Origin of the sequence: Streptomyces sp. NPDC126510 (assembly GCF_040302345.1) — a bacterium.
Taxonomy (GTDB): Bacteria; Actinomycetota; Actinomycetes; order Streptomycetales; family Streptomycetaceae; genus Streptomyces.
In genome coordinates this window covers 32540-58842 of the sequence record NZ_JBEORR010000046.1, presented here as the reverse complement: position 1 = coordinate 58842, position 26303 = coordinate 32540, and the positions used below count along the sequence as shown (strand labels likewise).

26 protein-coding genes and 2 pseudogenes are annotated in these 26303 nt (G+C 71.1%); 10 read left to right on the top strand and 18 right to left on the bottom strand.

Annotated elements, in window-relative coordinates; genetic code table 11:
- The first annotated feature begins 218 nt into the window (after positions 1–218).
- From ABTX60_RS39315 to ABTX60_RS39305, 3 genes are all read left to right on the top strand, one after another.
- Positions 219–845: an Rv1733c family protein gene (locus ABTX60_RS39315; protein WP_352101675.1), complete on the top strand. Its 627-nt coding sequence runs from the start codon at positions 219–221 to the stop codon at positions 843–845.
- A 712-nt stretch (positions 846–1557) separates the two neighbouring features.
- Positions 1558–2121 (top strand): snapalysin family zinc-dependent metalloprotease, encoded by a 564-nt coding sequence (locus tag ABTX60_RS39310; RefSeq protein WP_352101674.1) that lies wholly within the window; start codon positions 1558–1560, stop codon positions 2119–2121.
- A gap of 263 nt (positions 2122–2384) precedes the next feature.
- On the top strand, positions 2385–2729 hold the full coding sequence (locus ABTX60_RS39305; RefSeq protein ID WP_352101673.1) for a hypothetical protein: 345 nt from the start codon (positions 2385–2387) through the stop codon (positions 2727–2729).
- A 93-nt stretch (positions 2730–2822) separates the two neighbouring features.
- Here ABTX60_RS39305 and ABTX60_RS39300 read toward each other — a convergent pair whose 3' ends face one another.
- Positions 2823–3209, bottom strand: a complete 387-nt coding sequence (locus ABTX60_RS39300; protein WP_352101681.1) for a VOC family protein — start codon at positions 3207–3209, stop codon at positions 2823–2825.
- A gap of 168 nt (positions 3210–3377) precedes the next feature.
- Between ABTX60_RS39300 and ABTX60_RS39295 the strand changes: the two genes are divergently transcribed.
- A complete protein-coding gene (locus ABTX60_RS39295) occupies positions 3378–3893 on the top strand; it encodes a hypothetical protein (RefSeq protein ID WP_502992484.1) in 516 nt (171 codons plus the stop codon).
- Between the two features lie 22 nt (positions 3894–3915).
- Here ABTX60_RS39295 and ABTX60_RS39290 read toward each other — a convergent pair whose 3' ends face one another.
- Together ABTX60_RS39290 and ABTX60_RS39280 are read right to left on the bottom strand one after the other, a co-directional pair.
- Positions 3916–4617, bottom strand: a complete 702-nt coding sequence (locus tag ABTX60_RS39290; RefSeq protein WP_352101672.1) for a 2-phosphosulfolactate phosphatase — start codon at positions 4615–4617, stop codon at positions 3916–3918.
- A 260-nt stretch (positions 4618–4877) separates the two neighbouring features.
- A pseudogene (locus ABTX60_RS39280) lies at positions 4878–5137 on the bottom strand (carbohydrate ABC transporter permease); the annotation flags it as partial.
- On the opposite strand from ABTX60_RS39280, the gene ABTX60_RS39275 reads away from it, so the two are divergent.
- The 4 genes and pseudogenes from ABTX60_RS39275 to ABTX60_RS43360 all read left to right on the top strand — a co-directional run bounded on the left by ABTX60_RS39275 (position 5018) and on the right by ABTX60_RS43360 (position 8882).
- Positions 5018–5485 carry an SMP-30/gluconolactonase/LRE family protein gene (locus tag ABTX60_RS39275; RefSeq protein WP_352101679.1) on the top strand — a complete coding sequence of 156 codons (468 nt, stop codon included), beginning with the start codon at positions 5018–5020 and terminating at the stop codon, positions 5483–5485. The pseudogene ABTX60_RS39280 and the gene ABTX60_RS39275 overlap by 120 nt on opposite strands.
- Before the next feature lie 241 nt (positions 5486–5726).
- Positions 5727–6406: pseudogene (locus ABTX60_RS39270) on the top strand ((Fe-S)-binding protein); the annotation flags it as partial.
- Positions 6407–6434: 28 nt separating this feature from the next.
- Entirely contained in the window at positions 6435–8258 is a 1824-nt protein-coding gene (locus ABTX60_RS39265; RefSeq protein ID WP_352101671.1) for a thiamine pyrophosphate-requiring protein, read from the top strand.
- 273 nt (positions 8259–8531) lie between these two features.
- A complete protein-coding gene (locus ABTX60_RS43360) occupies positions 8532–8882 on the top strand; it encodes an enolase C-terminal domain-like protein (protein WP_502992483.1) in 351 nt (116 codons plus the stop codon).
- A gap of 12 nt (positions 8883–8894) precedes the next feature.
- On the opposite strand, the gene ABTX60_RS39255 is transcribed toward ABTX60_RS43360, so the two are convergent.
- The 13 genes from ABTX60_RS39255 to ABTX60_RS39195 all read right to left on the bottom strand — a co-directional run bounded on the left by ABTX60_RS39255 (position 8895) and on the right by ABTX60_RS39195 (position 22485).
- Entirely contained in the window at positions 8895–9083 is a 189-nt protein-coding gene (locus ABTX60_RS39255; protein ID WP_352101670.1) for a hypothetical protein, read from the bottom strand.
- A 120-nt stretch (positions 9084–9203) separates the two neighbouring features.
- Complete coding sequence (locus ABTX60_RS39250; RefSeq protein ID WP_352101669.1) at positions 9204–9767, bottom strand: dihydrofolate reductase family protein; 564 nt, start codon at positions 9765–9767, stop codon at positions 9204–9206.
- A 149-nt stretch (positions 9768–9916) separates the two neighbouring features.
- The gene (locus ABTX60_RS39245) at positions 9917–10384 is read right to left on the bottom strand and encodes an SHOCT domain-containing protein (protein ID WP_352101668.1); all 468 of its coding nucleotides are present in this window, start codon (positions 10382–10384) and stop codon (positions 9917–9919) included.
- 48 nt (positions 10385–10432) lie between these two features.
- On the bottom strand, positions 10433–11314 hold the full coding sequence (locus ABTX60_RS39240; protein ID WP_352101667.1) for a YhjD/YihY/BrkB family envelope integrity protein: 882 nt from the start codon (positions 11312–11314) through the stop codon (positions 10433–10435).
- Between the two features lie 3 nt (positions 11315–11317).
- Entirely contained in the window at positions 11318–12676 is a 1359-nt protein-coding gene (locus tag ABTX60_RS39235; RefSeq protein WP_352101666.1) for a hypothetical protein, read from the bottom strand.
- Between the two features lie 123 nt (positions 12677–12799).
- Positions 12800–13462 (bottom strand): HdeD family acid-resistance protein, encoded by a 663-nt coding sequence (locus ABTX60_RS39230; protein WP_352101665.1) that lies wholly within the window; start codon positions 13460–13462, stop codon positions 12800–12802.
- Positions 13463–13741: 279 nt separating this feature from the next.
- Entirely contained in the window at positions 13742–13939 is a 198-nt protein-coding gene (locus ABTX60_RS39225) for a DUF8691 family protein (protein ID WP_352101678.1), read from the bottom strand.
- A 121-nt stretch (positions 13940–14060) separates the two neighbouring features.
- Positions 14061–14576 (bottom strand): hypothetical protein, encoded by a 516-nt coding sequence (locus tag ABTX60_RS39220; protein WP_352101664.1) that lies wholly within the window; start codon positions 14574–14576, stop codon positions 14061–14063.
- Between the two features lie 18 nt (positions 14577–14594).
- Positions 14595–16223: an MFS transporter gene (locus tag ABTX60_RS39215; RefSeq protein WP_502992482.1), complete on the bottom strand. Its 1629-nt coding sequence runs from the start codon at positions 16221–16223 to the stop codon at positions 14595–14597.
- Positions 16224–16417: 194 nt separating this feature from the next.
- Positions 16418–19117, bottom strand: a complete 2700-nt coding sequence (locus ABTX60_RS39210; protein ID WP_502992481.1) for a winged helix-turn-helix domain-containing protein — start codon at positions 19115–19117, stop codon at positions 16418–16420.
- Positions 19118–19283: 166 nt separating this feature from the next.
- Entirely contained in the window at positions 19284–19775 is a 492-nt protein-coding gene (locus tag ABTX60_RS39205; protein WP_352101662.1) for a DUF7144 family membrane protein, read from the bottom strand.
- A 196-nt stretch (positions 19776–19971) separates the two neighbouring features.
- Entirely contained in the window at positions 19972–21924 is a 1953-nt protein-coding gene (locus ABTX60_RS39200) for a protein-arginine deiminase domain-containing protein (protein ID WP_352101661.1), read from the bottom strand.
- 138 nt (positions 21925–22062) lie between these two features.
- A complete protein-coding gene (locus tag ABTX60_RS39195) occupies positions 22063–22485 on the bottom strand; it encodes a DUF350 domain-containing protein (RefSeq protein ID WP_352101660.1) in 423 nt (140 codons plus the stop codon).
- A gap of 331 nt (positions 22486–22816) precedes the next feature.
- Between ABTX60_RS39195 and ABTX60_RS39190 the strand changes: the two genes are divergently transcribed.
- Positions 22817–23884: an enoyl-CoA hydratase/isomerase family protein gene (locus tag ABTX60_RS39190; RefSeq protein WP_352101659.1), complete on the top strand. Its 1068-nt coding sequence runs from the start codon at positions 22817–22819 to the stop codon at positions 23882–23884.
- 152 nt (positions 23885–24036) lie between these two features.
- Here ABTX60_RS39190 and ABTX60_RS39185 read toward each other — a convergent pair whose 3' ends face one another.
- Together ABTX60_RS39185 and ABTX60_RS39180 are read right to left on the bottom strand one after the other, a co-directional pair.
- The gene (locus ABTX60_RS39185) at positions 24037–25077 is read right to left on the bottom strand and encodes a vWA domain-containing protein (RefSeq protein ID WP_352101658.1); all 1041 of its coding nucleotides are present in this window, start codon (positions 25075–25077) and stop codon (positions 24037–24039) included.
- A 91-nt stretch (positions 25078–25168) separates the two neighbouring features.
- A complete protein-coding gene (locus ABTX60_RS39180; RefSeq protein WP_352101657.1) occupies positions 25169–25708 on the bottom strand; it encodes a phenolic acid decarboxylase in 540 nt (179 codons plus the stop codon).
- A 92-nt stretch (positions 25709–25800) separates the two neighbouring features.
- On the opposite strand from ABTX60_RS39180, the gene ABTX60_RS39175 reads away from it, so the two are divergent.
- Positions 25801–26241: a MarR family winged helix-turn-helix transcriptional regulator gene (locus tag ABTX60_RS39175; protein WP_352101656.1), complete on the top strand. Its 441-nt coding sequence runs from the start codon at positions 25801–25803 to the stop codon at positions 26239–26241.
- Positions 26242–26303: the final 62 nt, after the last annotated feature.

Here is a 26303-nt window from a genome sequence, read left to right as displayed (position 1 = left end):
AGTCCCTCGTACTGGATGTACTTGGGTCTTCGTCCGGTGCGGCGAGAGTACGTGCCAGGCGTCGAGGGGCAGGCGGGACTTTGCGGACACGACCTAGGCCGCTCAAGTCCCCCGGCCCCGGTCGGGCACCCGCGCGCCGCCACCCCCGCTCGGCAGCTCGCATCCCCCCGCCCCGGTGGGGCACCCCGCACGCGCCGCGTCACCGCGAAAGGAGGACCATGCCCGGACATTCGTCCCTACCCCCGTCACTGCCACCGCGCGAGCTCCCCCGCGTCATGTTCTGGCGTCTGCGGCGCAACCCCCTGCGCCGCCGCGGCGACGTGGCCCAGGCATGGATCGGCCTCGGCCTGACGCTGGTGGTGCTGGCGGCCACCCCTCTCGCCCTCTTCCTCGTCGGTGACGCCGCCCACCGCCATTACGCCCGCACCGCCGAGCACCAGGCAGCCACCCGCCACCACACCACCGCCGTGCTCGTCGAGGACGCCCGGAGCCACCCCGAGCCCGGCTCGGCCGAGGCGAAGCGGACCCTCTACCCGACCGAGGTCCGCTTCACCGACCCCCAGGGACGCACCCACACGGCCTACGCCGATACTCAGCCGGCCCTGCCCAAGGGCAGCACCCTCCGCGTCTGGGCCGGCACCGACGGGAAGCTGACCGACCCGCCCCTGACCCCCGATCAGGTCCGCAGTCGCGCCATGGGCTCCGCGTTGATCGCCGTCCTCGGCGTCCACGCCGCGGCAGCCGTCGCCTACGGCACCGCGCACCGCGTCATCCAGCACCACAACCTCGTGGCATGGGAGACCGCCTGGGCCGCAACGGCCTCCCGCTGGACAAAGTCCCCCTGATGAGGCCGGGCTCAGGTCAGCACTCACCTCCCCACCGGTAGGAGCCGACGTTCACCGGACCGGCGAAGTTGCCGCGCCCTTCGGCCCACCCGTGGTGCAGGCACCCGTGCAGTCAGGCCGGTCGACTCCTGGTCCGAGGCGCTCGACGGTGCGGTCACCAGGCCGTGGGCGGCGACGGTGGCCGCGCCTCCGGCGAGCAGCATGCGCAACCTCATGTGCATCCTTCCCCTTTCTGCGACGAGCCCGGACAGCGGTCTCTTCTGGTCCGGGACGCCAGTGTGTCGACAACGAACGGTGGTACACAGGCGCAGAATCAGAGCCCGGGCAGCGAGCTCGGTGTCGTCGCAGCTCTGCATGATGAGGTCGACGGGCAGGGCGGGGTGCCCGGCGGCCATGCCACGCACACGTGTGTCGGAATCCGCGAGCAGCCGGACCACCACACCGGCCGTACTCGCCGCCCGCCGGACCGCCCGGCAAGGGCACAACGCGAACGAGGCGTCCGATGCCCCGCATGAGGGCGGGCCGGCCCGGGGGCGGCTCAGCAGCGGTTTCATCCCTGCTCGCCAGGCCGAGGATCCGCCGGGGCTGGTTGTTCATCGCCGTCGGCGTCTCGGTGGGGGCCGTCGCCTGAGGATTCAGGGGTGACCCGGCTGGGCAATGGGCTAAGGAATGTCATGAGCACGACTGCCCTTCCCCCGCAAGGAGGTCGATCATGCACGTCCGCATGCTGACCGGCGGTCTCGCCGCCGCCTGTCTGATGTCCGTGTCCCTGACGGGTGGTCAGGCCGCGTCCGCTGCCCCCTCAACGGCCGACGGTCCTCCGGCCGCCCGTGTCGTGACCTACGACGCCAGTGGCTCCGCGGAGTTCAAGAGTGCCGTCAACCGGGGCGCGGCGATCTGGAACGAAAGTGTCGACGCCGTCGAGTTGCGGCCCGTCGCGACCGGGCAGCGCGCGAACATACGGGTCCTCGCGGACAACGGCTGGCCGCGCGCCCTGCCCACCACCCTGGGCAACGGCACCGTGTACATCGGGCGCCAGGCCGTCGACCAGGGTTACGACACGATCCGCATCTCCGCGCACGAGCTCGGGCACATCCTGGGCCTGCCGGATCGCAAGCCCGGGCCGTGCTCGAGTCTGATGTCCGGCTCCACCGCGGGCACATCCTGCACGAACCCGTACCCGAACGCGGCGGAGAAGGCAGAGGTCGAGGGGAACTTCGGCGGCGCACTCGCGGGGCGGTCCCCGGTGGCGGGTGCCGGGGTGATCGTGGACTGACGCGGCGAGACCCCGCACGAGAAGGCCCCGCGTCTCACAGACGGCTCGCTGCCGACCGGAGGCGGTGGCAGCGCCGACGGCTCCCCTGCTGCCGCGATGCGGCAGCAGGGGAGCCGGACGCGTTGCGAAGTGCGGTTCGACCGGTGACGACACAGCCGGCCGCACGGCCGATCACGCCTCCGGGACAGGTAGGTCACGGTGCCGGGGGCGGGGCTGCCGGTTCCGGGCGGGCCGACGGGGGAGCTGCGGAACAAGGGCGGGCGATGACGGGACTGATCGGTATCGGGCTGCTCCTCCTGCCGTTCGGGCTGCGCATCTGGTATGTCGAGCGGAGCCTGAAGCGCAACGGGGTGCGAGTGGTCGCGACATGCGTCGACCGGGTCTACGAGGGGGACAGCGTGGACCCCAAGAGCGTGCTGTGCGAGCACGTGGCCGACGACGGCCACCGGATGCGCTGGATGCTGGGCGGCTCGCCCGACTTCCCGGAAGTGGGCGACCGCCTGCAACTCATCTACGACGCGCAGCATCCGGGCCACGCGGAGCGGTGGCAGGGGAGGCGGTCCCCGACCCCCTCGGCGTCGGCTGCACCGCCCTGGCCGGCCTGCTGATCGCCGCGGGATCGCTGGCAGCACTGCTCACCTAGGCAGCCGTACCGCGGGATGCGGCGCGAAGGTGCCCTCGTGGCCGTGACTCCCCGAGCCTCACCCGGCGGACATCGCGGCGCGATCGGACGCGCCGCGCAGAACGCAGAACTCGTTGCCTTCAGGGTCGGCGAGCACCGCCCAGCCCGCGCCGTCCGGCTCCCGGCGATCAGTGACGAAGGAGGCTCCCAGCTCCAACAACCGCTCGATCTCCTCCTCGCGCGAGGTCGTCGGGCGCAGACAGAGGTGGACGCGGTTCTTGACCGTCTTGGGCTCCGGCACCTGATTGAAGTACAGCATCGGCCCCTCCGGAAGCATCACCTGAGTCTCCCGATCGCCCGGCCCGCACTGCTCGTGCAGCGGACAACCGGTCACCTCACTCCAGAAGCGAGCCAGTTCATAGGCATCCGAACAGTCGATCGCCACGTTCTGCACCACCGAGACCATGCGGGTCAGCCTCCCCGAGTTCAGCCCGGCCCACCAGCGGTTCACGGCAACGCCCTCCATTTCCGGCGTGGAAGCGGCCTGCCCGCACCCTCGGGAGGCATGCTGATGTGATGACCGGCGCACGCGTACCGCGGCTGCTGCGAGGACCACAGGTGAGGGGCATCAGTGGTGGACGACCGTCGAGCGGATGTGCCGCCCGGTGTGGAGGCCGGTGTACTGGCCGACCGGCTGAAGGAGCGGATCTACGCGACCATCACGATGATCGCCGTGGTGGTCGGTCTGTCCCTCGGCGAGGTGGGTTCCCTCGGTGCCCTCGCCACCGTCCTGACGACCGCGCTGGGCCTGTGGCTCGCCGCGTTGGTCGCCGACCAGCAGGCACACCGCACCGTTCACCGCCGCCTCGCCACGGGCCGTGAGCTGCGCCGCATGCTGTACGTCAGCAGCCCGCTGCTGTCTTGTGCCGTGGGTCCGGCCGTACTGATCGCCCTGGCCGCGCTGGACGTGCTCAGCCTGCACGCCGCGTTGCCCGCAGCGGCGGGAGTGGGCGTCGTGTCCCTCTTCCTGTGGGGCTGTCTGGGCGGGCTGCGCATGGGCGGCGGCGTCGTGGCGGCGGTGGTGGCCGGGCTGCTGGACGCGGCGATCGGCGTGGCGGTCGCCCTGGTGAAGGCGGCCGCCGGGCACTGATCCGGCGAGCCCGCATCGGCGGTCAGACCGAAAGCCCGTCGGCCGGCGGAGGCACGGCACAAGGACGCAGGACCATGAGCGAGTCCTTTAGGGCCGCCACCATGGCGAAGGGGAAGCGGTCGAGCTCGAGACAGAGCGCGACGTCATCGGGGTGGACCCCTTGACGCACGCCCTGCGCCAGCTCGGCGGCGGCACGCGAACGCCCGGCGCGGCGGAGGTACTCAGCCGCGTCCGTATCCCCTTCGACGGCCCTCCGGGCGATGTACTGAGCGCACGCCAGATCCTCGTCGGCCTGTCCGTCCTCGCCCGTGACCACGAACGTGACACGGTCACGGCCGCGCGTCCGCAGGAGCCGAGCCGTCGCCTCCGCCACGACGAACCCGGCACACAGCACCAGCGACGCCTCCTTGACCGCAAGGGCGCCGACCGTCCCGGCCGTGGTCTTCTGCACAACCGTGCGTCCGCCGAGGTCGGCAGAGCGCAGCAGGCCGGGCGAGTTGACGGTGTCGAACCCCGGTGCGGGCGGACCGTCCTTGAGCGCGACCCAGTCCGGGTGCCGGGCCTTGAGCGCCAGGGCCTCGTCCAGCGACTCGGCGAGCACGATCCGCTCCGCCCCCTGGCCGAAGGCCCATGCGGCCACCGTGAAAGCGCGCATGACGTCGACGACGACCGCCACGGAGGGGACTTCGGTCAGCTCGGCGATGCCGGCGAAACGAGCGTTCATCCGGTCATGATCGCGCAGACCCGGCCCGAAGCACATCCAAACAAGGAACCGCGCGGCACGTCAGGAAGCGATGCCGGAGGGGAACGGGCGAGGGGTGAGGTCACCGACCGCGGGGTGGCGGAACCGCCTGGTGCCGCCTCCCGTCGCGGCCCGGCCTCCGGCGCAGGACAGCCACCGCTGTGTCGGCGAACCGGTCCCGATCGGGGTAGAACGGGCGCGAAGCCGGGCCCACAGCTCGCAGGCCCGGGGACCGGGTGCTCTCAGCCCTTGACGCTGCCCTGGGTCAGACCCGACCGCCAGTAACGCTGCAGCACGAGCATCGCGGCGGCCGGCGGGAGGATCGAGAGGAACGCGCCGCCCACCGTGAGCCGGTAGCGCTCCGGAGTGCGCTCGGCCGCGACTGCCAGGTCGTCAGGCCCAGGGTGATGGGGTACTTCCTGTCGTCGGTGAGCATGACCAGCGGCAGGAAGTAGTTGTTCCAGATGCCCACGAACTGGAACAGGAAGACGGTCACCAGAGCACGGGCATCGCACTGCTCGCCGCCCACGGCAGACCGGAGTGGCTCGACCGCCCCGAGGACCGCACGCCGCTCCCCAGCCGGATGAACGACGGCGTCGCGGACCCCGCGAGCCGCTTCTGGGCGGGCAGCATGGCCTACGACGGCACGTGCGGCGCGGGCTCGCTCTATCGAACGGACCTCGACGGCACGGTGGTGCGCGTCCTCGACGGCCTGACCAGCGTGAACGGGCCGGCCTTCACCGCCGAGGGGACGACCCTGGACCTGCCGACACGGCCGACGGCACGGTCTTCCGCTGCCGGGGGCGTCTCCGTGCCGGTGACCGCCTGCTTCTGGCGGGGCCGGATCTGAGCGGGGCCAGGGCCGCGCAGGCGGCGGAGCCGATGTGCGGGCGCGACATGTGGCCGGACTTTCCCGGTGTCTAGGCCGTGCCGCCTCTCGGCTGGTCACGACCTACCTCGGGAGCGCCGGCAGGGTCGGGAGGGGCCGGGCCGAGCGGGTCGTCGATGAGGCCTCCGATGCGACGCACCTCGTCGACGGGGGCCACGGCCATCTCGTCCGCCGCCCCGGTGAGCGCCCTCAGCGCGGGAACGAGGCCGGCACCCCGGTCCTCGGGATCGAACCGTCCTGCACCGCCGTGTTCCGCGCCGACGCACCCGAGCCGATGCCGGACGACCGGGACGTGCAGCGCCTGGCCGGCCGGTTCCGCACGTTCGCCGAGCACCTCGTGCGGCACGCGCCCGACGGCTGGCGGCCGCCCGTCCTGGCCCGGCAGGCCCTCGTGCAGACTCACTGCCACCAGCACGCGGTCCTGAAGGACGACGCCGACCGGGAACTGATGCGCCGCGCCCACCTCGACGCCGACGTGCTCGACGAGGGCTGCTGCGGCCTAGCCGGCAACTTCGGCTTCGAACGCGGCCATCACGAGCTCTCCCTGGCCGTCGCGGAACAGGGAGTCTGCCGGCCGTGTGCGCGGCCGCCCCCGGCAGCCTGCTCCTCGCGGACGGCTTCAGCTGCCGCACCCAGATCGAACAGAGCGACACCGGCCGCCGGGCCCTGCACGTCGCCGAGGTGCTGGCCCTGGGCCTGGACGGGAACCTGCCCGGTGAGCATCCCGAACGCCTGGCGGGGCGGCTGCCCGAGCCGTCCCGCGCGGGCCGCTGGGCGATCACCGCGGGCGCCGCGGCCCTCACCGCCGGAGCCGCCGTCCTGACCGCCCGCGGCGCCGCGCGACGCCTGCGCCGGCCCGAGCCGGGCACCCGGGACACTTGACGCACCCCCCACCCGAAAGGTCAGCACCATGTCGATCAAGGTCTCCGACCACCTCCTCCAGCGCCTGCGTGAATGGGAGGTCGAGCACGTCTTCGCCTACCCCGGAGACGGCATCAACGGACTGCTCGCCGCCTGGGGACGGGCCGACAACAAGCCCGAGTTCATCCAGGCCCGGCACGAGGAGATGGCCGCCTTCGAGGCCGTCGGCTACGCGAAGTTCTCCGGCCGGGTCGGGGTGTGTGCCGCCACGTCCGGACCCGGCGCCATCCACCTCCTCAACGGCCTGTACGACGCCAAGCTCGACCACGTGCCCGTCGTCGCGATCGTGGGACAGACCAACCGCAGCGCCATGGGCGGCTCCTACCAGCAGGAGGTCGACCTGCTGAGCCTCTACAAGGACGTCGCCTCCGACTTCTGCGAGATGGTCACCGTTCCGGAGCAGCTGCCCAACGTGCTCGACCGCGCCATGCGCACCGCCATGGCGCGCCGCTCGGTGACAGCCGTCATCATCCCCGCCGACGTCCAGGAACTCGACTACTCCGCTCCGGGACACGCCTTCAAGATGGTGCCCTCCAGCCTGGGCATGTCCCACTACGCCCCGGTGCCCGCGGAGCCCGACATCGAGCGTGCCGCCGAGGTGCTGAACGCCGGCGAGAAGGTCGCCCTGCTCATCGGGCAGGGCGCACGCGGGGCCCGCCAGGAGGTCATGGAGGTCGCCGACCGGCTCGGCGCCGGTGTGGCCAAGGCGCTCCTCGGCAAGGACGCGCTCGACGACGACCTCCCCTATGTCACCGGCGCGATCGGCCTCCTTGGCACCCGTCCGTCGTACGAGCTGATGCAGGACTGCGACACCCTGCTGGTCATCGGATCCAGCTTCCCCTACACGCAGTTCATGCCCGAGTTCGGTCAGGCGCGTGCCGTCCAGATCGACATCGACCCGCACATGGTCGGACTGCGCTATCCGTTCGAGGTCAACCTCGTCGGTGACGCCCGCGCGACCCTGCAGCGGCTGCTGCCGCACCTGCGGCCGACCGGGAACGACGGCTGGCGCAAGAAGATCGAGAAGAACACCGCCCGCTGGTGGGACGTCATGGAGCGGCGCGCCGCGGTGGACGCCGACCCGATCAATCCCGAGTACGTGGCCCACACCCTGAACGGCCTGCTGCCCGAGAACGTCATCCTCGCCGCCGACTCCGGCTCGGCCGCCAACTGGTACGCACGCCACCTGAAGCTGCGCGGGGACATGCGCGGTTCGCTGTCCGGCACGCTCGCCACCATGGGCCCCGGCGTCCCTTACGTGATCGGAGCGAAGTTCGCGCACGGCGACCGCCCCGCCATCGCGCTCGTGGGTGACGGGGCGATGCAGATGAACGGACTCGCCGAGCTGATCACCATCGCCAAGTACTGGAAGCAGTGGGAGGACCCGCGCCTGGTGGTGGCGGTGCTCAACAACCAGGACCTCAACCAGGTCACCTGGGAGATGCGTGCCATGTCCGGCGCCCCCCAGTTCCTTCCCTCGCAGTCCCTGCCCGACGTCGCCTACGCCGACTTCGCCCGCTCGGTCGGGCTGAACGGGACGCGGGTGGAGAAGCCGCAGGACGTACGGAGCGCGTGGGAGGCGGCGCTGGCGTCCGACCGGCCCTTCGTCCTGGACTTCCGCACCGATCCGGCCGTACCCCCCATCCCGCCGCACGCGTCCCTCGACCAGATCGAGGCCGCGGCAGCCTCCGTGCTCAAGGGCGACAGCGACCGCACCGCGATGGTCCGCCAGGGCTTCAAGGCCAAGGTCCAGGAGATGCTGCCCGGCAGCCGGCACCGCGAGGACCGGCCCGGTGCGGGAGAGGAGCGGTGACGGACGCGGGGGTGGTGGAACGGGGCTGGACAGCGCCGTCTACACGGTGCCCACCGACGCCCCCGAGGCGGACGGCACCCTGAGCTGGGACAGCACCACCCTCGTCCTCGCGACCGTGCGGAGCGGCCGGATCACCGGCACGGGCTGGACCTACGCTCCGGCGGCCGCGGCACGGGTCATCGCCGACCTGCACGCCGGGCGACAGGACCGGCAACCGCGCGGCTGGACCGCGGAAGAGGGCATTGTGCGCGTCAAGATCAAGATCGGTGAATCATGGGGGCGGCGAGAGCAACGCGACCTCAGACGGGTCGCCGAGGCACGCGCGAGCATCGGCGACGCCACCGCCCTGTACGTGGACGCCTGCTGCGCGCCGCAGCTCTCGCCCAGGGGCGCGGCCTGGAGATATCCGGCCACTGTGCTCCCCATGCCCACGCCCACGCTGCCGCGGCGGTGCCCAATCTGCGCCACCTGGCATGGTTCCACGACCACGTCCGCATCGAACGCATCCTGTTCGACGGCGTCCTCGACCCCCGCGGCGGCAGCATCAGCCCCGGCAGCGGCACCGAGCCCGGCCTGGGCCTGACCTTGAACACCGAGCGTGCACGGCGCTACCGGGTGGGCTGACGGAGGCCCGCGCTAGCCGCGCTGGTCGACGAGCCGGCCGAACGAGGTCATGCACGCCGGGCAGTGGCGATCCGTCTCCACCGGCTCCTTCACGCCCGGTTCGAGCGTCAGGCCGCACAGGGCTACGGTGCCGTTCTTCGCCTTCACGTGCCAGACAAAAGTCGTACCGGGTTCATCGGGGCCGGGGTACATCTCGTACATGCTTCCCCCTGGGGACGGACGACTGCTCTGTCCAGGACACCGCAGGGGCAGCGTCGGCACAGCACGGAGGGGCCTGTTCGGGTGAACGGCCTCACCGGCCCGGCCCCGGCGCACCGTGTCCTAGCGCGCCACCCGGTGGCGGAGGTAGACGACTTTCGAACCGAAGGTGCGCGTCTCGACGAGTTCGAGGTCGACCCGGCGCTCGTGCTGCGGAAAGAACGGGATGCCTCCGCCCAGCAGCACGGGGTACACCATGGCCCGGTACTCGTCGATCAGATCCGACGCGGCGGCTTCGGCGGCGAGCGTCGCACCGCCGATCGCGATGTCACCCTCCGCCGGCTCGGCCCGCAACCGTTCGATCTCCTCCGTCAGGCCACCCGAGGCCAGGCGGGCGTTGCCCTGCACCGCCGGCAGCGTGCGGGAGAACACCACTTTGGGGAGAGGATTCCAGAGCCCGGCCCACTCGAGCTCGGAGGCGTCGAGCGAGCGGTCCTGGTCGGCGGTCTCCCAGTACAGCATCGTCTCGTACAGCCGGCGCCCCAGCAGGTGGACGCCGACCCCTCGGATCTCGTCGATCCAGAAGCGGAAGACCTCCTCGTCGGGCACGGTCCACTGGAAACTGCCGTCCGGCCCCACGATGTAGCCGTCGAGAGAGATGCTCATCGAATAGGTCACGCTGCGCATCGGCAGTCCTCCTCGGTCACGGGATCCGACCGTACGACTCCGATGCCGCAGGCCCTGCCGCGGCTCGCGGACTCCGGCCTCGCCACGGCAGTTCGTGACCGGCCGGGGACGGAGTGTCCGGCTCCCGATGCAGGCGACCTTCCCCGGTGTCAACGACCGGACACGGGCGGCGTGAGCCCCGAATGCCCGGCCGGAGCATGACCGGTCAGGACGAGTTCCTTCGCCCTGCGGTACTCGTCGTCCGTGATGGCCCCGCTGTCGCGGATCTCGGACAGTCTGGCGAGTTCGTCGACGCTGCTGGACCGGCCCTCACTGCCCGCGGCCTGCCTGATGCGGGCGTCGAAGGCCTCCTGCTGTGCGCGGGCCTGCGCCATCTCACGACGGCCCATGTTCTTGCCGCGGGCGATCACGTAGACGAAGACACCCAGGAAGGGCAGCAGGATGGTGAGCACCAGCCAGCCGGCCTTCGCCCAGCCGCTCAGGTCGTCGTCACGGAAGATGTCGACCACCACACGGAACAGCAGGATGAACCACATGATCCACAGGAAGAACAGGAGCATGCTCCAGAAGACGCTCAACAGGGGGTAGTCGTAGGCCAGGTAGGTCTGCGCGCTCATTTCTCTCCTCCGTCTCGGCGCCCACCGGGCCACCGGCGGGCGCTGCCTTCAGTTTGGGTCCGCGAAGAAGCGACCGGCCTCACCCGGCACGGGTGAGCGTGCGGCGGCCCGGTACCAGGGGGTGGAGGCGACGTACTCGCCGAGCGCCAGGCCCGAGACGGCCACGAGGAAGACGGCGATGAGCCAGGAAAGGAAGGTGAACACCGGGCCGAGGGGACCGAACTCGTGCAGGCTGCGCTCCATGACGGTGGGCATCAGCACGCGCGCGGCCAGACTCAGCAGCACCGTGCCGGTGGCGGCCAGCAGCGCCCCCGGCAGCAGACTCCGCCAGCCGATCCGGCCGCCCAGCAGCAGATGCTGCGACCACCACCAGAGCAGCGTCCCGGAGAGCAGGGACAGCACCAGCCCGGTCACCGTTCCCGCGCCGAACCCCTGGCGCAGTGGTGCCTGAAGCAGGAGGTAGGCCAGCCAGACCACCAGCCAGAGCGGCCAGCGCCAGAAGGCGGTCCGTATCGGTGCGCGCGGCAGGCGCCAGCAGCGTTCGCACACGGCCTGAAGGGCTCGGCTGAACGCCGTGGCCGACACGAGCGTCACCACCGCGCTCACGGCTCCGGCCGTGTTCCGTGTCGTGCCCGTGGCGGAGAAGACCCGGCGCAGTTCGTCGAGGGTGTCTCCGCGCATGCCCAGAACCGCCCGGAGCGAGTCGGCCAGCAGGTCCTGCATCCAGCCCGGAGCGAACGCCGCGACGGTCATCAGCAGCGGGAGCGCGGTGAGGAACGCCTGGGCGGCGAGCCGTACCGAGCCCTCCACGATGTTGAGCGCGGACAGGCGGGACAGCAGTTGGGCGGTGGCTCCGGACCGCAGCCTCGCGACGACCCGCGCCGCCGTGCGCTCGCGGGTCCTGCCTTCGAGGCCGGGTTTCACGGTCATGACTCACGGAACCGCCCGCTGCCCGGCCTGGTCCACAGCCCGGTCGGCCGGCCCGGCGGCGGACGCGAGGATCGCCAGAACGATCAGGACGGCCAGAGCGACACCGACGACGAGCGCCACGGCTCCGACGGTGGGGTGGTTCCAGAACACCAGGGCCAGAGCGGCGGCCGCGATCACCCCACCGGTGATCCACTGCCGGTGGGCTGCCAGCAGGTGTCCCACGGCGCCGGTGCGCATTCCCGCGCTCTCGAGGGCCCTGCCCGTGGCCGTCGTGCCCCGGTCCGCCGCGGTCCGGACGCCACGGGCCAGGCGTCCCGGACCGTACAGGTACGCCACCAGCGCGGTGATCACCGAGACGACCAGCAAGGTGAGAGTGCTGTCGCGCAGGAAGCGGACGAACGTGTCGTAGATGGCCGAGGCGGCGTCGGCGGGCAGCGCTTCCGGCGGCACCGAGTCCAGGTAGACGCGCCGGACCAGGGCCAGCACGACGAGCAGCCCCACCATCATCGCACCGACCCCCGTGGCGGTGATCATCAGCATGACCCGGCGTGCGGGAGCGGCCCAGACGGCGAGCGCGGCCAGCGCGACGGTGAGGACGGGCAGCCACGTGCCGACGATGTCCAGCAGCCGCATCGCGTCCTGCGCCTTGCCCAACTGCTCGGTCTCGAACAGGGTGACCGTCCGATCGGTGTCCGGGATGGCGGTGGCCTTTTCGAAGCCCGCGTCGACGAGCCGCTGCTGCACCTGGTCGACGACTGCTCCCACATCCAGCTGGACGGTGCCGTTCACGGCCTCCACGGCACCCTGACGATCACCGGTGAGCATGTTCACCACGGCGGCGTGTGAGCGCCGGTTGGCGCCCTCCCACACCTGCTGGAAGGCGTCGCTGGTGATCACGCGGGTGACGGTGCGGTCCACCGCGGTCCTGACCGCGTCGCGCAGCGGACCCTCGAGGGACTCGGCCCCCGCGATGACGCGGGGCGGTGCACCCGCGTCGCTGAGGGTCTTGGCGAGCGAGTCCGTCACCGCCCGGACGTCGACGTTCTCCACCACGCGGTCCGTGATCCGGTTGATCACGACGTCCTGCACGGGTGGCGCGGATGCCAGCGGCGCGACGGTCGCCACGTACCTGCCGGTGTCCGAGACCGTGTCGTGTACCCAGGCCGCGACGACGGCCAGGGGCGCGAGCAGCAGAGCCAGCAGGAGCAGGAGCGCCGACCCGGCGCGCCGTGCCCGCCGGTGGCGTACGGCCGCGTGGCGGCGCAGCCGCCGGTACTCCGCTTGTTCCTCGGCGGTCATCATGTTCCGCGCGTTCGCGCCTTCGGCGGAATGCGGGGAGTCCGGGGTTGCGGCCGGGTTCATGGGCGCGCCTTTCCGCGTGGTTCCGCGTACGCGCCGCCCCGGGCGCCGCGGTCGTCGCCGCTCGGGATGACGGAGGTGGGGCGTCGCACGGGCCGCGGCGCCTCCGTCGCGCCGTGGGGTGTCTCAGGCGGCCTCGGAGGGGGCGTGCGACCCTGCCGTGTGCGTCTTTCGGAGCACGGCCCGCCACGCCAGGGCGACCGCCGTCTCGGCCAGGCCGAGCAGCACGAGCCACAGGCCGAGCAGCCGCGTCAGGGCGCGGGCGGACTCCATGGGCAGGGCGAGCACCACGATCCCCGCGACGATGCCCAGCATCGCCGCCCCCAGGACGACACCGCGGTGCGGCAGGTCCGTGGCGACGATGGCCGTGTAGAGGGTGAGGATCCCGGACACCAGCCAGACGACGCCGGTGACCAGCGAGAGCACGGTGATCGTCTGCAGCGGGTTGCGCAGGCACAGCACCCCGGCCAGCACGTACAGCACGGCCAGCAGGAGCCCCGGAAGCCGCTCACCGTGCTCCTCCCGGCCGAAGACGGCGACGAACCGGAAAGCCCCGTTCACCAGCAGGTACAGCCCCACGAGGACGGCCAGGACGTGCAGGGTCGCCTCCGGCCAGACGAGGATCAGGACGCCCGGCACCAGGGTCGCGACGGCCGAACCCATGAGCCAGGTCCATGAACGGCCCAGTCGTTCCAGCCCGTAGGCGGTGCCGGACGTCGCAGCGGAGGCTGCCGCGCCGGACCGGTGTTCCTGCCCGGGGAGCGGTGTCGGGCCACGCGACATGGTCATGGCTCCTCCTCGCGTGAAGCGGTCGCTTCGGGACCGCCTGGGGGCGGTGTCCGAAGGGCGGCAGGGCCTGTGCGCAGCTCTGCCGGCTCCAGAATCCCGCCTGCCACCGGGTGCCGGGGTCACCCGCCAAGGGTGATCTGCCGGTGAGCCCGCGAGCGCGGTGACGGCGGTTCCTCGAAACAGCCGCTGGCCATGTGACCTGATGGCAGGTCAGCACTTGCCCGGACAGGGGGTGTTGGCCTCGGGCGGCAAGACGGGGAGGCGCATGGGCCGGTCACGTCACTCCGGCACCGGCCGCATCTCCACGACACGCAGTCCCAGTGACTGGCAGCGAGCCAGCAGCCCGTACAGGTGCGCTTCGTCCACGACATGCCCGAACAGGACGGTCTGGCCGGCCATCACCACATGGCCCAGCTCCGGAAAGGCCTTTACCAGGGTTTCCGACAGGTGGCCCTCGACGCGGATCTCATAGCGCACGAGCTTGTCCTCCCACAGATGCCCGGGACAGGCGGACGGCGCCCTTTGTGCCATCGTCCGCCTCCGTACCGGCCCGGACCTCACCCGAAGCAGGTGAGCCGCCGAGTGACGGACGCCGGACTCAGTGCTTCAGCACGATCTTGAAGGCGACGATGAGCAGGCCGAGCAGCAGATTGACCGACGCGGTGACGGCCATGAGCCGGGGCGAGGCACCGGCACGGCGGGCCGCTGCCACCGACCAGCCGATCTGACCGACCACGGCGACACACAGGGCCAGCCAGAGGGCGCCTCGGACGTCCAGTCCCAGGAGCGGGCTGACCGCCACCACGACGGCCGGCGGGACCGAGGCCTTGACGATGGGCCACTCGTCACGGCACACGTGCAGCACCAGGCGGCGGTCCGGCACCTGTTGCGCCAGACGCGCCCCGAACAGCTGGGCGTGCACGTGCGCGACCCAGAACGCCACCCCGGTGAGCAGCAACAGCACCACCAGCTCGGCCCGGGGGAACGAACCGAGAGCTCCGGCACCGGCCACCACGGAGGCCGCGAGCATGGAACCGTAGACGCCACCCGTGTAGTCCGCGCCGGCCCGGCGCTCCGCGCGGCGCTTGCTGCGGGCGGTTGTGGTCCTGGACATGAGCAGCTCCCTGCGGACTCAGTGGGGAGACCCGGACGCCCCGGCCGTCGCCTCCGGACCCCGCTCGCGCGGCCGGCTCTCCCGCACGGTCGGCAGATGCGGTGTGACCAGGAAGCCGGCCAGAGCGATGCCGCCCGTGGCCAGGACCGCCGCCTTCAGACCCTGCAACTGCGCGGACGCGTAGGAGTCCGCGACGGCATCGACCTCGGACGGCGGCAGCCCGGCACGCTCGGCCGCCGAACGCACCTGATCGGTGGGGACGAAGGTGATCCCGGCCTCCAGGGCCACGCCGACCTGCGCACGGGTCTCCTCCGACAGCTGCGCGTCGTCCTCCACCCGTGTGGTGAGGGCATGGGCCAGCGCGCCGATGAGCAGGGACCCGATGAGCGCGGTGCCCAGCGCGGAGCCCAGGTTCTGCGCCGTGAACTGCAGCCCTCCCGCCTCGCTGCGCTCCTCCTCGCCGACCCCGGACTGCACGACGTTGCCCAGCTGCGAGGCGAGCAGGCCCACCCCCACGCCCAGCAAGGCCATGGCACCGGCGAACTGCGCGTCGTCGATGGCCGGGTCGATCGTGGCCAGCAGCCACACGATCGCCGCCACCAGGATGGCCAGGGCCACCCGGACCACCCGGCGCGGCCCCACCACGCGCCCCAGCGAGGACGCGCACAGCGAGGTCACCAGCATGGTCGCGGACACCGGGAGCAGACGCAGGCCTGTCTCGAAGGCGTCGAACCCCTGCACCACCTGCAGGTACAGCGGAATGGCGAAGAACAGTCCCAGCAGGATGAGGTTCTGGCTCAGCAGCGTCAGCAGGCCCGACCGCAGTACGGGCCGGCCCAGCAGGGACAGATGCACGAGCGGGTCGGCGCTCGTGTGCTCCCGCCGCCGCTCCCACCACCGGAAGACGGCCAGGACGGCGACCCCGGCGCCGACGACGAACAGGGTCGGGGCGAAGCCCAGGACGGTGAAGGGAGGGTTGCGCGGCTGCACCCATCCCCAGGTGCTGCTCTGCAGTACGCCGAGGACGCCCAGCCCGAGTCCGGCGGCGGACAGGAGCGCACCGACCCCGTCCAGCCGGGGGCGCGGCCCGCGCGGTGCGGGCGTCGCGATCACCCGGCGGCACAGCAGCACCGCCAGGACGACCACGACCTCGCCGGCGAAGACCAGCCGCCACGTCAGATACGTCGTCACCCAGCCGCCCAGCAGCGGGCCGACCGCGATCCCCGCGCCGGCGAGCCCGCCGATGACCGCGTAGGCGACGGCCCGGTCGCGTCCGCGGTACGACTCCGCGACGAGAGCCGCCATGGCCGGCAGGACCATGGCGGCACCGAGCCCTTCGATGACGGACCAGCCCAGCATGAGGACCCACAGCGTGGGCGACACGGCCGTGATGGCGGACCCGACGCCGTAGACGACCATCCCGAGCAGGAACATGCGGCGGCGTCCCACGATGTCCCCGAGCCTGCCACCAATGATCATGAAAGCGGCCATGACCAGCGCGTACAGGGTGATGACGGCCTGAATGGCGGTGACCTCCGTGTCGAAGTCCTCGACCAGCTGACTGATGGACACGTTCATCACCGACGTGTCCAGGACCATCAGGAACTGGGCCGCACCCAGGACGATCAGAGCCCGCCAGCGCTTCACGGTGTCCACCTCGCCGAGTCGGCCCGGTACACCGAAGCGGTGCCGGGCATGCGCCGACGCACTCTTCGCCGACTGTTCTCATCGCACTCCTGGTGCGCGCGGCGCGCCTCACCCACGAGGGGGGAGTTACGGGGCCCGTGCCGGCCCCGGGGGAGGGGTCTTCGGCCGAGCCCGCAGCAGGGGCCTGCGGCGCGTCAGAGCATCCGGAGGTCGCGTGCCCGGCGCACCGCTTCACCTCGCCGGTTCACGGCCAGTTTCCGGTAGACGCTCTTCAGGTGGGTCTTCACCGTGTTCACCGACAGGCAGAGGTCGGCGGCGATCTCCTCCGTCGACATCATCCGGGCCACACGGTCCAGTACGTCGTGCTCGCGCGCGCTCAGCTCCACGGCGACGAGCGGAGCGGGCGGCGACTGCGGCCGGGTGCGCTCGCCGTGTGGCGCCGGGGCGGACGTGAGCCAGCCTGCCGCAAGATCGTGCAGCGGACCGGTGGCCAGGAGGGGCCGGATCCAGGCTCCGGCGTCCAGGAACGGTCGCCGCAGCCGCTCACGCCGGGCGTCGAGCAGCGCCTGTGCCACGAGCTTGCGGGCGGTGGCTCTGTCTCCCGCCGCGTTCGCGGCCCGGGCTCGCACCAGCGCTGCCCTCACGGTCACCGCCGGACCGGTGCGTCCCTCCGCGTGGACGCTGTCGAGCAGGTCGAAGGCTGCCGCGGGGCGTCGCGCGGCGAGCTGGATCGCCGCGGCCTCGACGGCGCACACGGGCGGGTCACCGGAGACGGCCCGGAGTACCGCCGCGGCTTCGTCCGGCCGGCCCTCGGCCAGATGGGCGGCCGAGGTGACGAGCGCTTCGTGGCTCGTCGCCCACGGGGAGGCCACGGCGGCGGGAACGGCCGGGTCCGCCGCCTCGACCGCGGCTCGCACCTTCCCCTTGGCCAGCAGGAGGCGGGCCGCGGCGAGGGCGTGTCCCGCCGCCATCACCGGATCACGCGTTCCGGAGGGCAGCTCGGCCGTCTCGTCGATGAGGGCCTGTGCGCGGCCCAGTTCGTCGCGGTCGACCGCGACGGCTGCCAGGACCAGCCGTCCGATTCCGGAGCCGGACGGCCGGGGCGCACCGGGGCGGTCCCCATCGGACACCGCGGCCAGCGCCTTGCGCTCCGCCCGGCCGGGCCAGCCGTTCATGTAGTCGAGCAGGGCCAGCTGCCCCATCGCCTCCTCCCGGGGCAGCTCGGTGGTGGTTCCGCCGGGAGCTGCGACCACCCCGGCCAGGACGGCACGCGCGTCCTCGAAGCGCCCGGCCCACAGCAACGTCGCGCCCACATGGGTCATCAGAAGGGCGGTGAGCTCGGGATGCCGGTCCAGCAGGTGAGCCGGAATCTCCTGCCGCAGTCCAGCGGCCGATTCGGCGGCCTTCTCCACGTCCGGGGGGCAACCGGTCAGCCGGGCGGCCAGCGCCTCCAGCAGCGCGCAGCTCAGCCGGGCGGCCGCCGCGTCGTCGGCGTCGTCGGCAAGCTGCTCCTCGGCGAGGCGCAGGCTGGTCAGGCCGTGATCGAGATCGTGCCGGGCCAGGTCCTGGGCTGCTCGTACGAGGAAGGTGGCCGGGCTCCTCGCCTCGGGCCCCATGTGGGAGAACAACTGAGCCAGGTCGTCCGAGTTCGGCCCGGTGAACAGCAGTCCGATCGCGAGATCGTCCACCAGGGCACCGGCGGTGAGGTCCCAGTCACCCGCGGCGGCGCTGTGGGCGAGTGTCTCCGGCAGGAAGCCGTGACGATGCAGCCACTGCGCGGCCCGTCGGTGCAGCTCCGGCTCCAGCCCGGGCAGTCGAACACGCAGATGTGCGCGCAGTATCTCCCCGAACAGCGGGTGGAGCTGGTACCACGAGTGCCCGAGACGCTCGACGAACGCGTTCTCACGGTGCAGCCCGGCCAGGATGGGCTCGGCATCGACACGGCCGGTCAACGCGTCGGCCAGATCGGGGCAGAAACGCTCGAGGACGCCGACGCGCAGCAGGAGGTCCTGTGTCTCCGGGGTCTGCCTCTTGAGGACCTCGGCCAGCAGGAAGTCCGCGACCGTACTGCGGTCCGCCTCGAACTCCTTCAGATAGAGCTCGGGGTCGGAGCTCTCCCGGGCGGCCAGGGCGGACAGGCTCAGACCGGCGGCCCAGCCCCGGGTGCGGTCGACCAGGGTCCGCGCCGCCTGGACCGGGAGGCTCAAACCGTGCAACTCCAGCAGTGCGGCGGCTTCTTCCGGAGTGAAGGCCAGTTCGGCGGAACGGATCTCCGTCAGCTCACCGGCAGCCCGGTAGCGGTGCAACGGGAGCAGCGGTTCGTTGCGCGTGACGAGAACGAGGCGCAGCCCGCGGCCGGCGTGGTGCAGGACGAACTCCAGCTGCTCGGCGACCTCCGCGTCGGTCACACGGTCGAACTCGTCGAGCACGAGGACCACCGGCCGCTCTCGGTCGCTCAGCTCACCGGCCAGTGCCGACAGCAGCCTGTGGTCCACGCCGGAGGCGTCCGCAGGTGTTCCGACCGCTTCGGAGGCCGGGGCACCACCGGCGCGCAGGGCCTGCAGCACGTAGGCCCAGAAGACTCCGGGACGCCGGTCACCCACGTCGAAGGTGAGCCAGGCGAGCGGGGAAGCCAGTCCGGAGGCCCAGTCCGCGGCCAGCAGGGTCTTGCCGGCTCCGGCGGGGCCGTTGAGCAGCGTCAACGGCGTCCTCAGAGCCTGGCCGAGGTGATCGACGAGCCGCTGACGGCGCAGGAACGTCCGGGGCCTCGCGGGGAGAGCGAACCGCGTACGCAGAAACGGATCGCCCATCGGGTCGGCGGTGCGCGACAGCGCCGGAACGAGGGGAACCGCTGGTCCTTGACCGTTCTCATGGATTTCCGCCACCGCGCTCATCACCCCTGTCGGTCAGGGCCACGTCATGGGCAGCGCTTCACGTTCAGCATCCCAGCCTTCCCGCTCAGCCGCACGGCAGACCACACCGACAGCCCGCTGACCTGCGCTTGCGCGGCAGGCCAGCGGGATCGAGAGCGAGTTTTCGGCGGAGTCGGCCCGAACCTCGTCAGCACGGCGGGCGTGGTGAGGCCGCAGGACGGTAGGTGTCCTCGCGCTCACGCCATGAATCCTCCTCGGAAGGGTCGAGAAGGTTGTCGCGCGGCACGACGCAGAGGGCCCAGATGATGAAGCCCGAGAGGGCGATCATCACGACCGACCACACCGGGTACTGCGGCAGGGAGAGGAAGTTGGCGATGATGACGAGCCCGGCGATGGCCACGCCCAGGACGCGGGCCCACATCGCCGTCCTGAGCAGCCCCAGGCTGACGATGACGGCGAGGACGCCCAGAGCGAGGTGGACCCAGCCCCATCCGGTCAGGTCGAACTCGAACACGTAGTTGCGGGTCGTCACGAAGATGTCGTCCTCGGCGATGGCCATGATGCCCCGGAAGATGTCGAGCAGGCCGACCAGGAAGAGCATCACAGCCGCGAAGGCGGTCAGGCCGGTGGCCCATTCGTCCTTCGCCCTGTGTGACGGTTGAGTGTGTGTCGCGGTCATCTTGCGCCTCGTTTGCGATGCTCAGGGGCCGGAAGGAGCAGGAGGACGCTCGCAGCTCCAGGCCCTCGCTCCGAACCGTTCGGTGTCCCCAACAGCGTGCCCACGGCACGAGCCGGGCCGCCTCACCCGACGCGGGTGAGTGTGCGGCGCTCTCCGTCCCCTCGCCCCCTGCCCGCACCTCCTGACGACCACCTCGTCACGATGCGCCACCGGGCGCTGCCCACCATGCGGAGGTCGCGTCGCGCAGGGTGTTGGTGCCGCAGTGCACCTCACCCATGCCGAGGTGGTAGGTGTACCAGTCGTCGATGTACGACACCTTGAGGCCGACCCGCTGGTAGGCGGCGGTGACGGCCTGGGTGAAGACGTCCTTGCCGTTGATGACGGGCCCCCACTGGCGTGGGGCGAGGTAACGGTCGCGTGTCAGGAGCAGGCCGTTGACCGCCCCGGGAACGTACGCACTGGTCGTCACGGTCGCCCGGGCCCCGGCACGTGAAGCGGCCGGGTTCCCGGCGAGCCACTTCTGCTGGCCGTGGTCCCCGAGGCTGTTCACCAGGTCGGAGCCGGCGCCCATGCGCGTCAGGCGCGGCACGGGGATCTCCTGCCCATCGGCGGTCAGAGCCTCCGAGTCACGTGTGTACAGCGCGGGCACCCGCACGATCTCCCCGTCGGTGACTCCCGTCTCGCGCTTGAGGATCTCCAGGTTGGCCGCGATCCGCCGCGCCGCCATCTCGTTGTCGGCCACCAGGTGACGGGAGGCGAGCGCCTGGTCGATCGTCTCCCTGGGCGCCGGACTGTCACCGCGGCCCGGAACGGAGAACATCTTCGTCCTGCCGTGGCCGTCGCGCTTGGCGTCCCGCAACAGCTTCAACCCCGCCTGCGGGTCCGCGACACCGATACGCCAGCCACGGGCCGTGCCGGCGGGCAGGAACTGAACGAACTCGTCGACGTGCCCGACGGCAAGCCATGAGGTGTCCAGCAGCAGCGGGTCCTGCAGCCCCTGGGACTTGAGCAGCGTCCGCATCACCTTCGAGGGCCGCGCCCCGCTGTCCTTGCGTTCGCCCATGACGATCCGCCCCGCCGGGAAGGAGCGCCCGCCGTGGGTGTGGGGCGGGATGGTCTCCAGGTTCCCCATGGAGTTGAGCGACCAGTCGTCCGGCTCCGCCCGGTCGGTCACCTGGACGACACCGATGTCCCGGCCGCGCATCCTCTCGAAGAGCTCCCGGCCCGCGTCCCGGTCCGGCTGGGCGGAACGCAGCATCACACGCATCACCTGCCGCTGACCGCCCGGACCGGTCATGCTGACGTAGGCCGGTTCGACGAAGTCCTGCGCCCAGCGGTCGGCGTACTTCGTGAAGGTGACCAGCGGCGTGGTGATGCCGGCCTTCTCGACCTCCTTCCCGAGGGCGCTGACGAACTTCCGCTGCAGGCGGCTGTCCGGGCCCTCGCCCTGCACCTCGGAGACCATCACCTGCCGGGTGTCCTGGAGGTGATGCTGCGTCAGCAGCGGTGCGACGCGCAGGGTCACGGCGTCGGAGGTGGATGTCCGTCCGGAGGCCACCGTCAGCCGGACCACCACACGGCCGTCCCACTTCGCACTGTCGCGCACGACATCGGTGGCCTCGACACCGAACTCCGCACCGGAGCGCAACTCGGCGGCCGTCAGCCGGGTCCCGGATGTCACGAGGATCCACTTCCCGGCACGCCTGAGGAAGAGGTGCGCGTGCTCGCCGCCGGCGGCGAGCTTCAGGCTGCCGGTCGCGCCGGCGGGCAGGTCCGGCAAGGGCACGGAACGGATCCGGGCGAGGTCGGCGGCGTCCTCGGTGCCGTTGACCTTCGTGTCGGAGCCGTCGTTGCACGCGGCCAGCTTGGCGTCGGACAGCGGTTGGCCACCGGGCCCGGAGACCGGACACCGCTTGGCGTCGTCATCGATGTTGGGCAGGTACACGGCCCCACGCCCGACAGACCAGCGGTCCTCACCTCCGGTGTCGCTGCCGGTGGTGACATCGACCCGCCCGTCGCGGTTCACGTCCGCGCGCAGGTCGGCGCGCCCGCCGGCCTCGGCGGCGGAGGCGGCCGGCCCCGCCAGCACCGATCCCGCGGCGGCCATGGCAAGGACCACCGACCCGGCCGGGTACAGGCGCGAACGCATACGTCTACGTGAACGCACAGCAGGTTCCTCTCGGTCAGGGCATTCGCCCTGCAAGAGGAAGGACGGCGGCTGTGCGTTCCCTGTGCGGCGAGGGTTACTTCGTACGAAGCCGCCGACGGGTCTGTCCGCGCGGGTGGTTCAGGCGATGGACGCCGAAATGAGGGCGGAGACGGCGAGGTTGCAGGATGCCGTCACCCAGACCGCGGGGTGCGGCTCCGCCTCGACCAGCGTCGCACCCAGCCGCCCCGGCGTCACCAGGTCCACCACCAGGAACGCCACCGCCATCATGACCAGCCCCAGCACCCCGAACGCCGCGGTCGAGACCAGTCCCTTGCCGAAGTCCTCGTACGTCGTCCAGATGGACGTGAACACGATGCCGCCGATACCGAGCAGTGCGGAGCTGAGGACGGTGGCGGCGTTGCGATTGCGCTCCTGCCAGATCTGCCGCCCGAGCTTTCCGGGGGTCAGCACGTCGACCAGGACGATGCCGAGGAGCAACAGAACCAGTCCCAGACCGCCGTACGCAGTGGCCCGGCCGAGTCCGTTGACGATGTCGCTCATGGGGGTGCCAACTCCGAAGCGTAGAGATCATGAGTGATCGCGGTCAAGGAGAGGCAAAATGTAGCGCACACGTGCCGCCCGGTGAACGGCGCCCGCCCCTCCGGGAGATCACCGGCGTGAGGAGCCTCGTGCGATCCCGGCCCGGGAATCGGTACGGAATCGCCCGGCCCACCCCGCCGCCTCGTCCGGGTAGGTCATCAGGCACCGTAGGGTCAACAGTGATCAGGTGGTTGTCACCGGCCACTGCGGACGAAGTGCCCGCCACCTGAACGGGAAGGAACTGACACGACATGCGCGTCAACGCGGCCCACGGCCCGGGGGAGGCGTTCCGATGAGCGCGACCGTCGAAGAGGAACCCGTCCTCTTCCACACCAGCGGGCGCGCGGCCCACATCACGCTCAACCGGCCTCGGGCCCTCAACGCACTCACGCACACCATGGTCCGACGCATCGACGAGGCGCTCCTCGCATGGGAGAGGGACCCCGCCGTGGAGACCGTCGTCATCACCGGCGCGGGGGAGCGCGGCCTGTGCGCCGGCGGTGACATCCGTGCCATCCATGACGACGCCCGCGACGGTGACGGCACCGCCTCGGCCGCGTTCTGGCGCGACGAGTACCGGCTCAACGCCCGCATCGCCCGCTACCCCAAGCCGTACGTCGCCGTGATGGACGGCATCGTCATGGGCGGCGGCGTCGGTGTCTCGGCGCACGGCAGCGTCCGCGTCGTCACCGAGCGGTCCCGCATCGCCATGCCGGAGACAGGCATCGGTTTCGTGCCGGACGTGGGCGGCACCCACCTGCTCGCCGCCGCCCCGGGGGAGTTGGGCACTCATCTGGCCCTGACGGGGACTCAGGTCGGCGCAGCCGACGCCGTACTGTGTGGACTCGCCGACCACTTCGTGCCGACGGCCTCGCTGCGGGACTTCCTCGAGGCCCTGGCCGAGCTGCCCGCGGCGGAGGCCCTGGTCGGCTGTGTGCGCACACCCCCGCAGGGCGTCCTGGCCGCCCGGCGTGACTGGATCGACGTCTGCTACTCCGCCGGCAGTGTGGAGGAGATCCTGCGTCGCCTGCTCGCGCACGGGGACTCCGCCGCCAAGGAGTCCGCGGAGACCTTGCTCGCCAAGTCGCCGACCGCCTTGAAGGTCACCCTCGCCTCTCTGCGCCGTGCCCGGACGCTGGGCCCGCTGGAGCCGGTCCTCGACCAGGAGTACCGCGTGTCCTGCGCCGCCCTGGGCACGCCCGACCTGGTCGAGGGAATCCGTGCCCAGGTCGTCGACAAGGACCGCAGGCCGCGCTGGTCACCGAGGACCCTGGCCGAGGTCACCGATGCCGACGTCGAGCGCTTCTTCACCCCGCTCGGGGAGCGCGAACTGGGTCTTTCGCCGGGGCTCCTTCACTAAGGGAGCGGGCAGGTCGGACTCCGGTGCATCGGGCAGCCGGCATCGGATGACCCTCCCAGGAGGCAGGCGGAAGCCCTTCGACGGGTGCCGGGGGCGGAGGGACGTCCTTCTCCCGTTTGCGGCCTCCGGCATCCCATCGACTTCACGGTATGTCAGAGCATCAGCAGCAGCCGCGTGTTCGCCACGAGCTTCCGGTTGACGCTCGTGCTCTGCACGAAGATGGTGAAGTGGTCGTTGTGGTCGGGCCTGACGCGCACTTCCGTGTTGGGCAGCCCGAGCAGGGCACGGGCCTGGGGGCCCGTGTACACGCGGTCCGTCTTCTTCTCCAGCACCGCTATGTGCTTCCGCGCCTGGATCTTCTCCGACTTGCTCAGCTCGTAGTACGCGCCACCGGTGGTGTAGGTGTGCCCGCATTCGATGACCCACTCCCGGATCGCGGCGTCACGGGCGACCGGGATCAGCTGGTACTTCGACGGGTCGGCCGGGGTGAGTCCGGCTGCCTTGATGGTGTCTTCGTTGACGGCGTCCGCGCCCGTGGAGAACACCGCACGCGATCCCCGGATGCCCTGGGTGCGGCCCATCATGAAGTTCTCGGTGGCCTGCCGGATGACCTGCCCGGCCTCTTCCAGGCCCTGCGTGCTGGTGGCGTCCCATATGGCGATGTTGTCCTTGGGGAAGCCGCACTGCATGGCTTCGCGCTTGCCCATCTGGTCGGGCACCAGCACAGCCAGCGTCCAGTTGTCCTGCTGGGTCCGGATCATCTCCGCGACGGCCTGGACCAGTTGACGAGGATCCCTGGCGGGAGCGTCCGGGCAGCGGTGGCTCGCGTTCTCCTGTCCGTCGGTCAGAACGAACGTCAGGAAACTGTGGTCGCCGTACACTTGGGCCGTCTGGGCCAGCTCGCTCTGCGACTTCAGCGCGGCTGCCAGGAGAGCCGTCATCCCGCCGGTCCGGTACAGCTGCTTCAGCGACGGCATGCGCAGCACGTCCTTGTCGTAGATGACGCACTCCACCTTGTCGGCGAAGACGTACACCGTGACGCGGGTTTCCTGGTCCAGTTCCCTCGAGCGGCGGGCGAGATAGGCGATCTGCTGGTCGGCGACTTCGACGACCTTGCGGCTCAGATGCGACATCGACGAGCTGGCATCCAGCACTAGAGCAACGTGGTTGATGTAGTTCTGGCTTTCGGACATCACAGCTCCCCCTCGTTCCGGCTTGGTGTTCCCACCTTCTCACCCACCACTGACAATCGATCTTGGAAGAGGTGCGGCCGGGTCCGGGTGGTCAGTCGGTGCGGTCGGACCAGCCCGGCGGGAGGTCGTCCGGTGCCGTGGAGATGACGGTGTCGTCGTCCGGGCCGACGAACTCGAAGAGGGTGATCTCGGCGAACTCCGGGACCACGTGGATCGGGTACGTCGGACCTTCGTCGCGGAACCTGCGCATCTCGTCGAGGTGGTCGTTCTGGTAGAGGACCGTGCGCTCGCCGTGCTCCTCGACCCAGCGCGGGAAGAAGATCACGCCGTGCAGGCGGCGCTTGCCGGGCATGACGTTCACGCACACCGACGTGCCGGTGGGCTCGTTCCAGGACACCTTGTAGTGGTCGTCGTCCAGTCGGACCAGGTCGACCTGCTGGTCCTTGACCCACCGGCCGCCCACCATGCCGGAGTGGATCCGGTAGTCGATGGTGGTCGCGTTCTTCACGTACATCTCGTACTGCCAGCCGTTGGCATAGGTGTAGATGAAGCGGTGGCCGACGATGCCGGAGAGCTGCTGCGGGGGGACGGGGTGGCGGACGGTGGTCTCGTGCGCTTCGCGGCTGTCCATGAGGGGACCTCCTCGTCGTTCAGTGCAGTACGCAATCAATTTTGCCACAAAACTATTTTGCGGCAAAACCATGCTCGGGGCATCATGAACGCATGGACACCGCGACTGATCTCGGCCGCCTCATCGGGCCCCTCAGGCGAGCCGTGCTGCAGCGCACCCGCAGCGCGGAGGAGCTGCCGGATCTTCCCGAAGCGCAGATCGAACTCCTGAGAGTCCTGTCCGAGGCCGGGCCCCTGGCCCCCCGTGACGTCGCGTCCCGTCTGCGTGTGGCCTCCTCGACGGTCAGCAACCTGGTCCGCGCCATGACCGCATCGGGTCTCGTCGAGCGCAGGCCGTCGTCGACCGACCTGCGCACGGTGACCCTCGTGGCCTCCCCGCACGCTCTCGATCTGCTCGACCGGTACGACCGTGTGAGCGCGGAGGAACTGAGGCGCGCCCTGAGTACTCTCGCGCCGGACAGCCGACGGGCGATCGAGGAGGCGCTGCCGGCGCTCAGGGCGTTGCAGGGAGCTCTGGACGGGCCGGCACGGTGAGGAATGAGGTCCGCATCTCGGGGTAAGCGTTTGCCGCTGGACGGGAAGGGCTGCGACACCTG

Excerpts from the sequence above, each read along its gene's own strand:
- ABTX60_RS39315 (WP_352101675.1), top strand. The coding sequence starts at position 219 with ATGCCCGGACATTCGTCCCTACCCCCGTCACTGCCACCGCGCGAGCTC.
- ABTX60_RS39310 (WP_352101674.1), top strand. The coding sequence starts at position 1,558 with ATGCACGTCCGCATGCTGACCGGCGGTCTCGCCGCCGCCTGTCTGATG.
- ABTX60_RS39305 (WP_352101673.1), top strand. The coding sequence starts at position 2,385 with ATGACGGGACTGATCGGTATCGGGCTGCTCCTCCTGCCGTTCGGGCTG.
- ABTX60_RS39300 (WP_352101681.1), bottom strand. The coding sequence starts at position 3,209 with ATGGTCTCGGTGGTGCAGAACGTGGCGATCGACTGTTCGGATGCCTAT.
- ABTX60_RS39290 (WP_352101672.1), bottom strand. The coding sequence starts at position 4,617 with ATGAACGCTCGTTTCGCCGGCATCGCCGAGCTGACCGAAGTCCCCTCC.
- ABTX60_RS39265 (WP_352101671.1), top strand. The coding sequence starts at position 6,435 with ATGTCGATCAAGGTCTCCGACCACCTCCTCCAGCGCCTGCGTGAATGG.
- ABTX60_RS43360 (WP_502992483.1), top strand. The coding sequence starts at position 8,532 with ATGGGGGCGGCGAGAGCAACGCGACCTCAGACGGGTCGCCGAGGCACG.
- ABTX60_RS39255 (WP_352101670.1), bottom strand. The coding sequence starts at position 9,083 with ATGTACGAGATGTACCCCGGCCCCGATGAACCCGGTACGACTTTTGTC.
- ABTX60_RS39250 (WP_352101669.1), bottom strand. The coding sequence starts at position 9,767 with ATGCGCAGCGTGACCTATTCGATGAGCATCTCTCTCGACGGCTACATC.
- ABTX60_RS39245 (WP_352101668.1), bottom strand. The coding sequence starts at position 10,384 with ATGAGCGCGCAGACCTACCTGGCCTACGACTACCCCCTGTTGAGCGTC.
- ABTX60_RS39240 (WP_352101667.1), bottom strand. The coding sequence starts at position 11,314 with ATGACCGTGAAACCCGGCCTCGAAGGCAGGACCCGCGAGCGCACGGCG.
- ABTX60_RS39235 (WP_352101666.1), bottom strand. The coding sequence starts at position 12,676 with ATGAACCCGGCCGCAACCCCGGACTCCCCGCATTCCGCCGAAGGCGCG.
- ABTX60_RS39230 (WP_352101665.1), bottom strand. The coding sequence starts at position 13,462 with ATGACCATGTCGCGTGGCCCGACACCGCTCCCCGGGCAGGAACACCGG.
- ABTX60_RS39220 (WP_352101664.1), bottom strand. The coding sequence starts at position 14,576 with ATGTCCAGGACCACAACCGCCCGCAGCAAGCGCCGCGCGGAGCGCCGG.
- ABTX60_RS39210 (WP_502992481.1), bottom strand. The coding sequence starts at position 19,117 with ATGAGCGCGGTGGCGGAAATCCATGAGAACGGTCAAGGACCAGCGGTT.
- ABTX60_RS39205 (WP_352101662.1), bottom strand. The coding sequence starts at position 19,775 with ATGACCGCGACACACACTCAACCGTCACACAGGGCGAAGGACGAATGG.
- ABTX60_RS39200 (WP_352101661.1), bottom strand. The coding sequence starts at position 21,924 with ATGCGTTCGCGCCTGTACCCGGCCGGGTCGGTGGTCCTTGCCATGGCC.
- ABTX60_RS39195 (WP_352101660.1), bottom strand. The coding sequence starts at position 22,485 with ATGAGCGACATCGTCAACGGACTCGGCCGGGCCACTGCGTACGGCGGT.
- ABTX60_RS39190 (WP_352101659.1), top strand. The coding sequence starts at position 22,817 with ATGAGCGCGACCGTCGAAGAGGAACCCGTCCTCTTCCACACCAGCGGG.
- ABTX60_RS39185 (WP_352101658.1), bottom strand. The coding sequence starts at position 25,077 with ATGTCCGAAAGCCAGAACTACATCAACCACGTTGCTCTAGTGCTGGAT.
- ABTX60_RS39180 (WP_352101657.1), bottom strand. The coding sequence starts at position 25,708 with ATGGACAGCCGCGAAGCGCACGAGACCACCGTCCGCCACCCCGTCCCC.
- ABTX60_RS39175 (WP_352101656.1), top strand. The coding sequence starts at position 25,801 with ATGGACACCGCGACTGATCTCGGCCGCCTCATCGGGCCCCTCAGGCGA.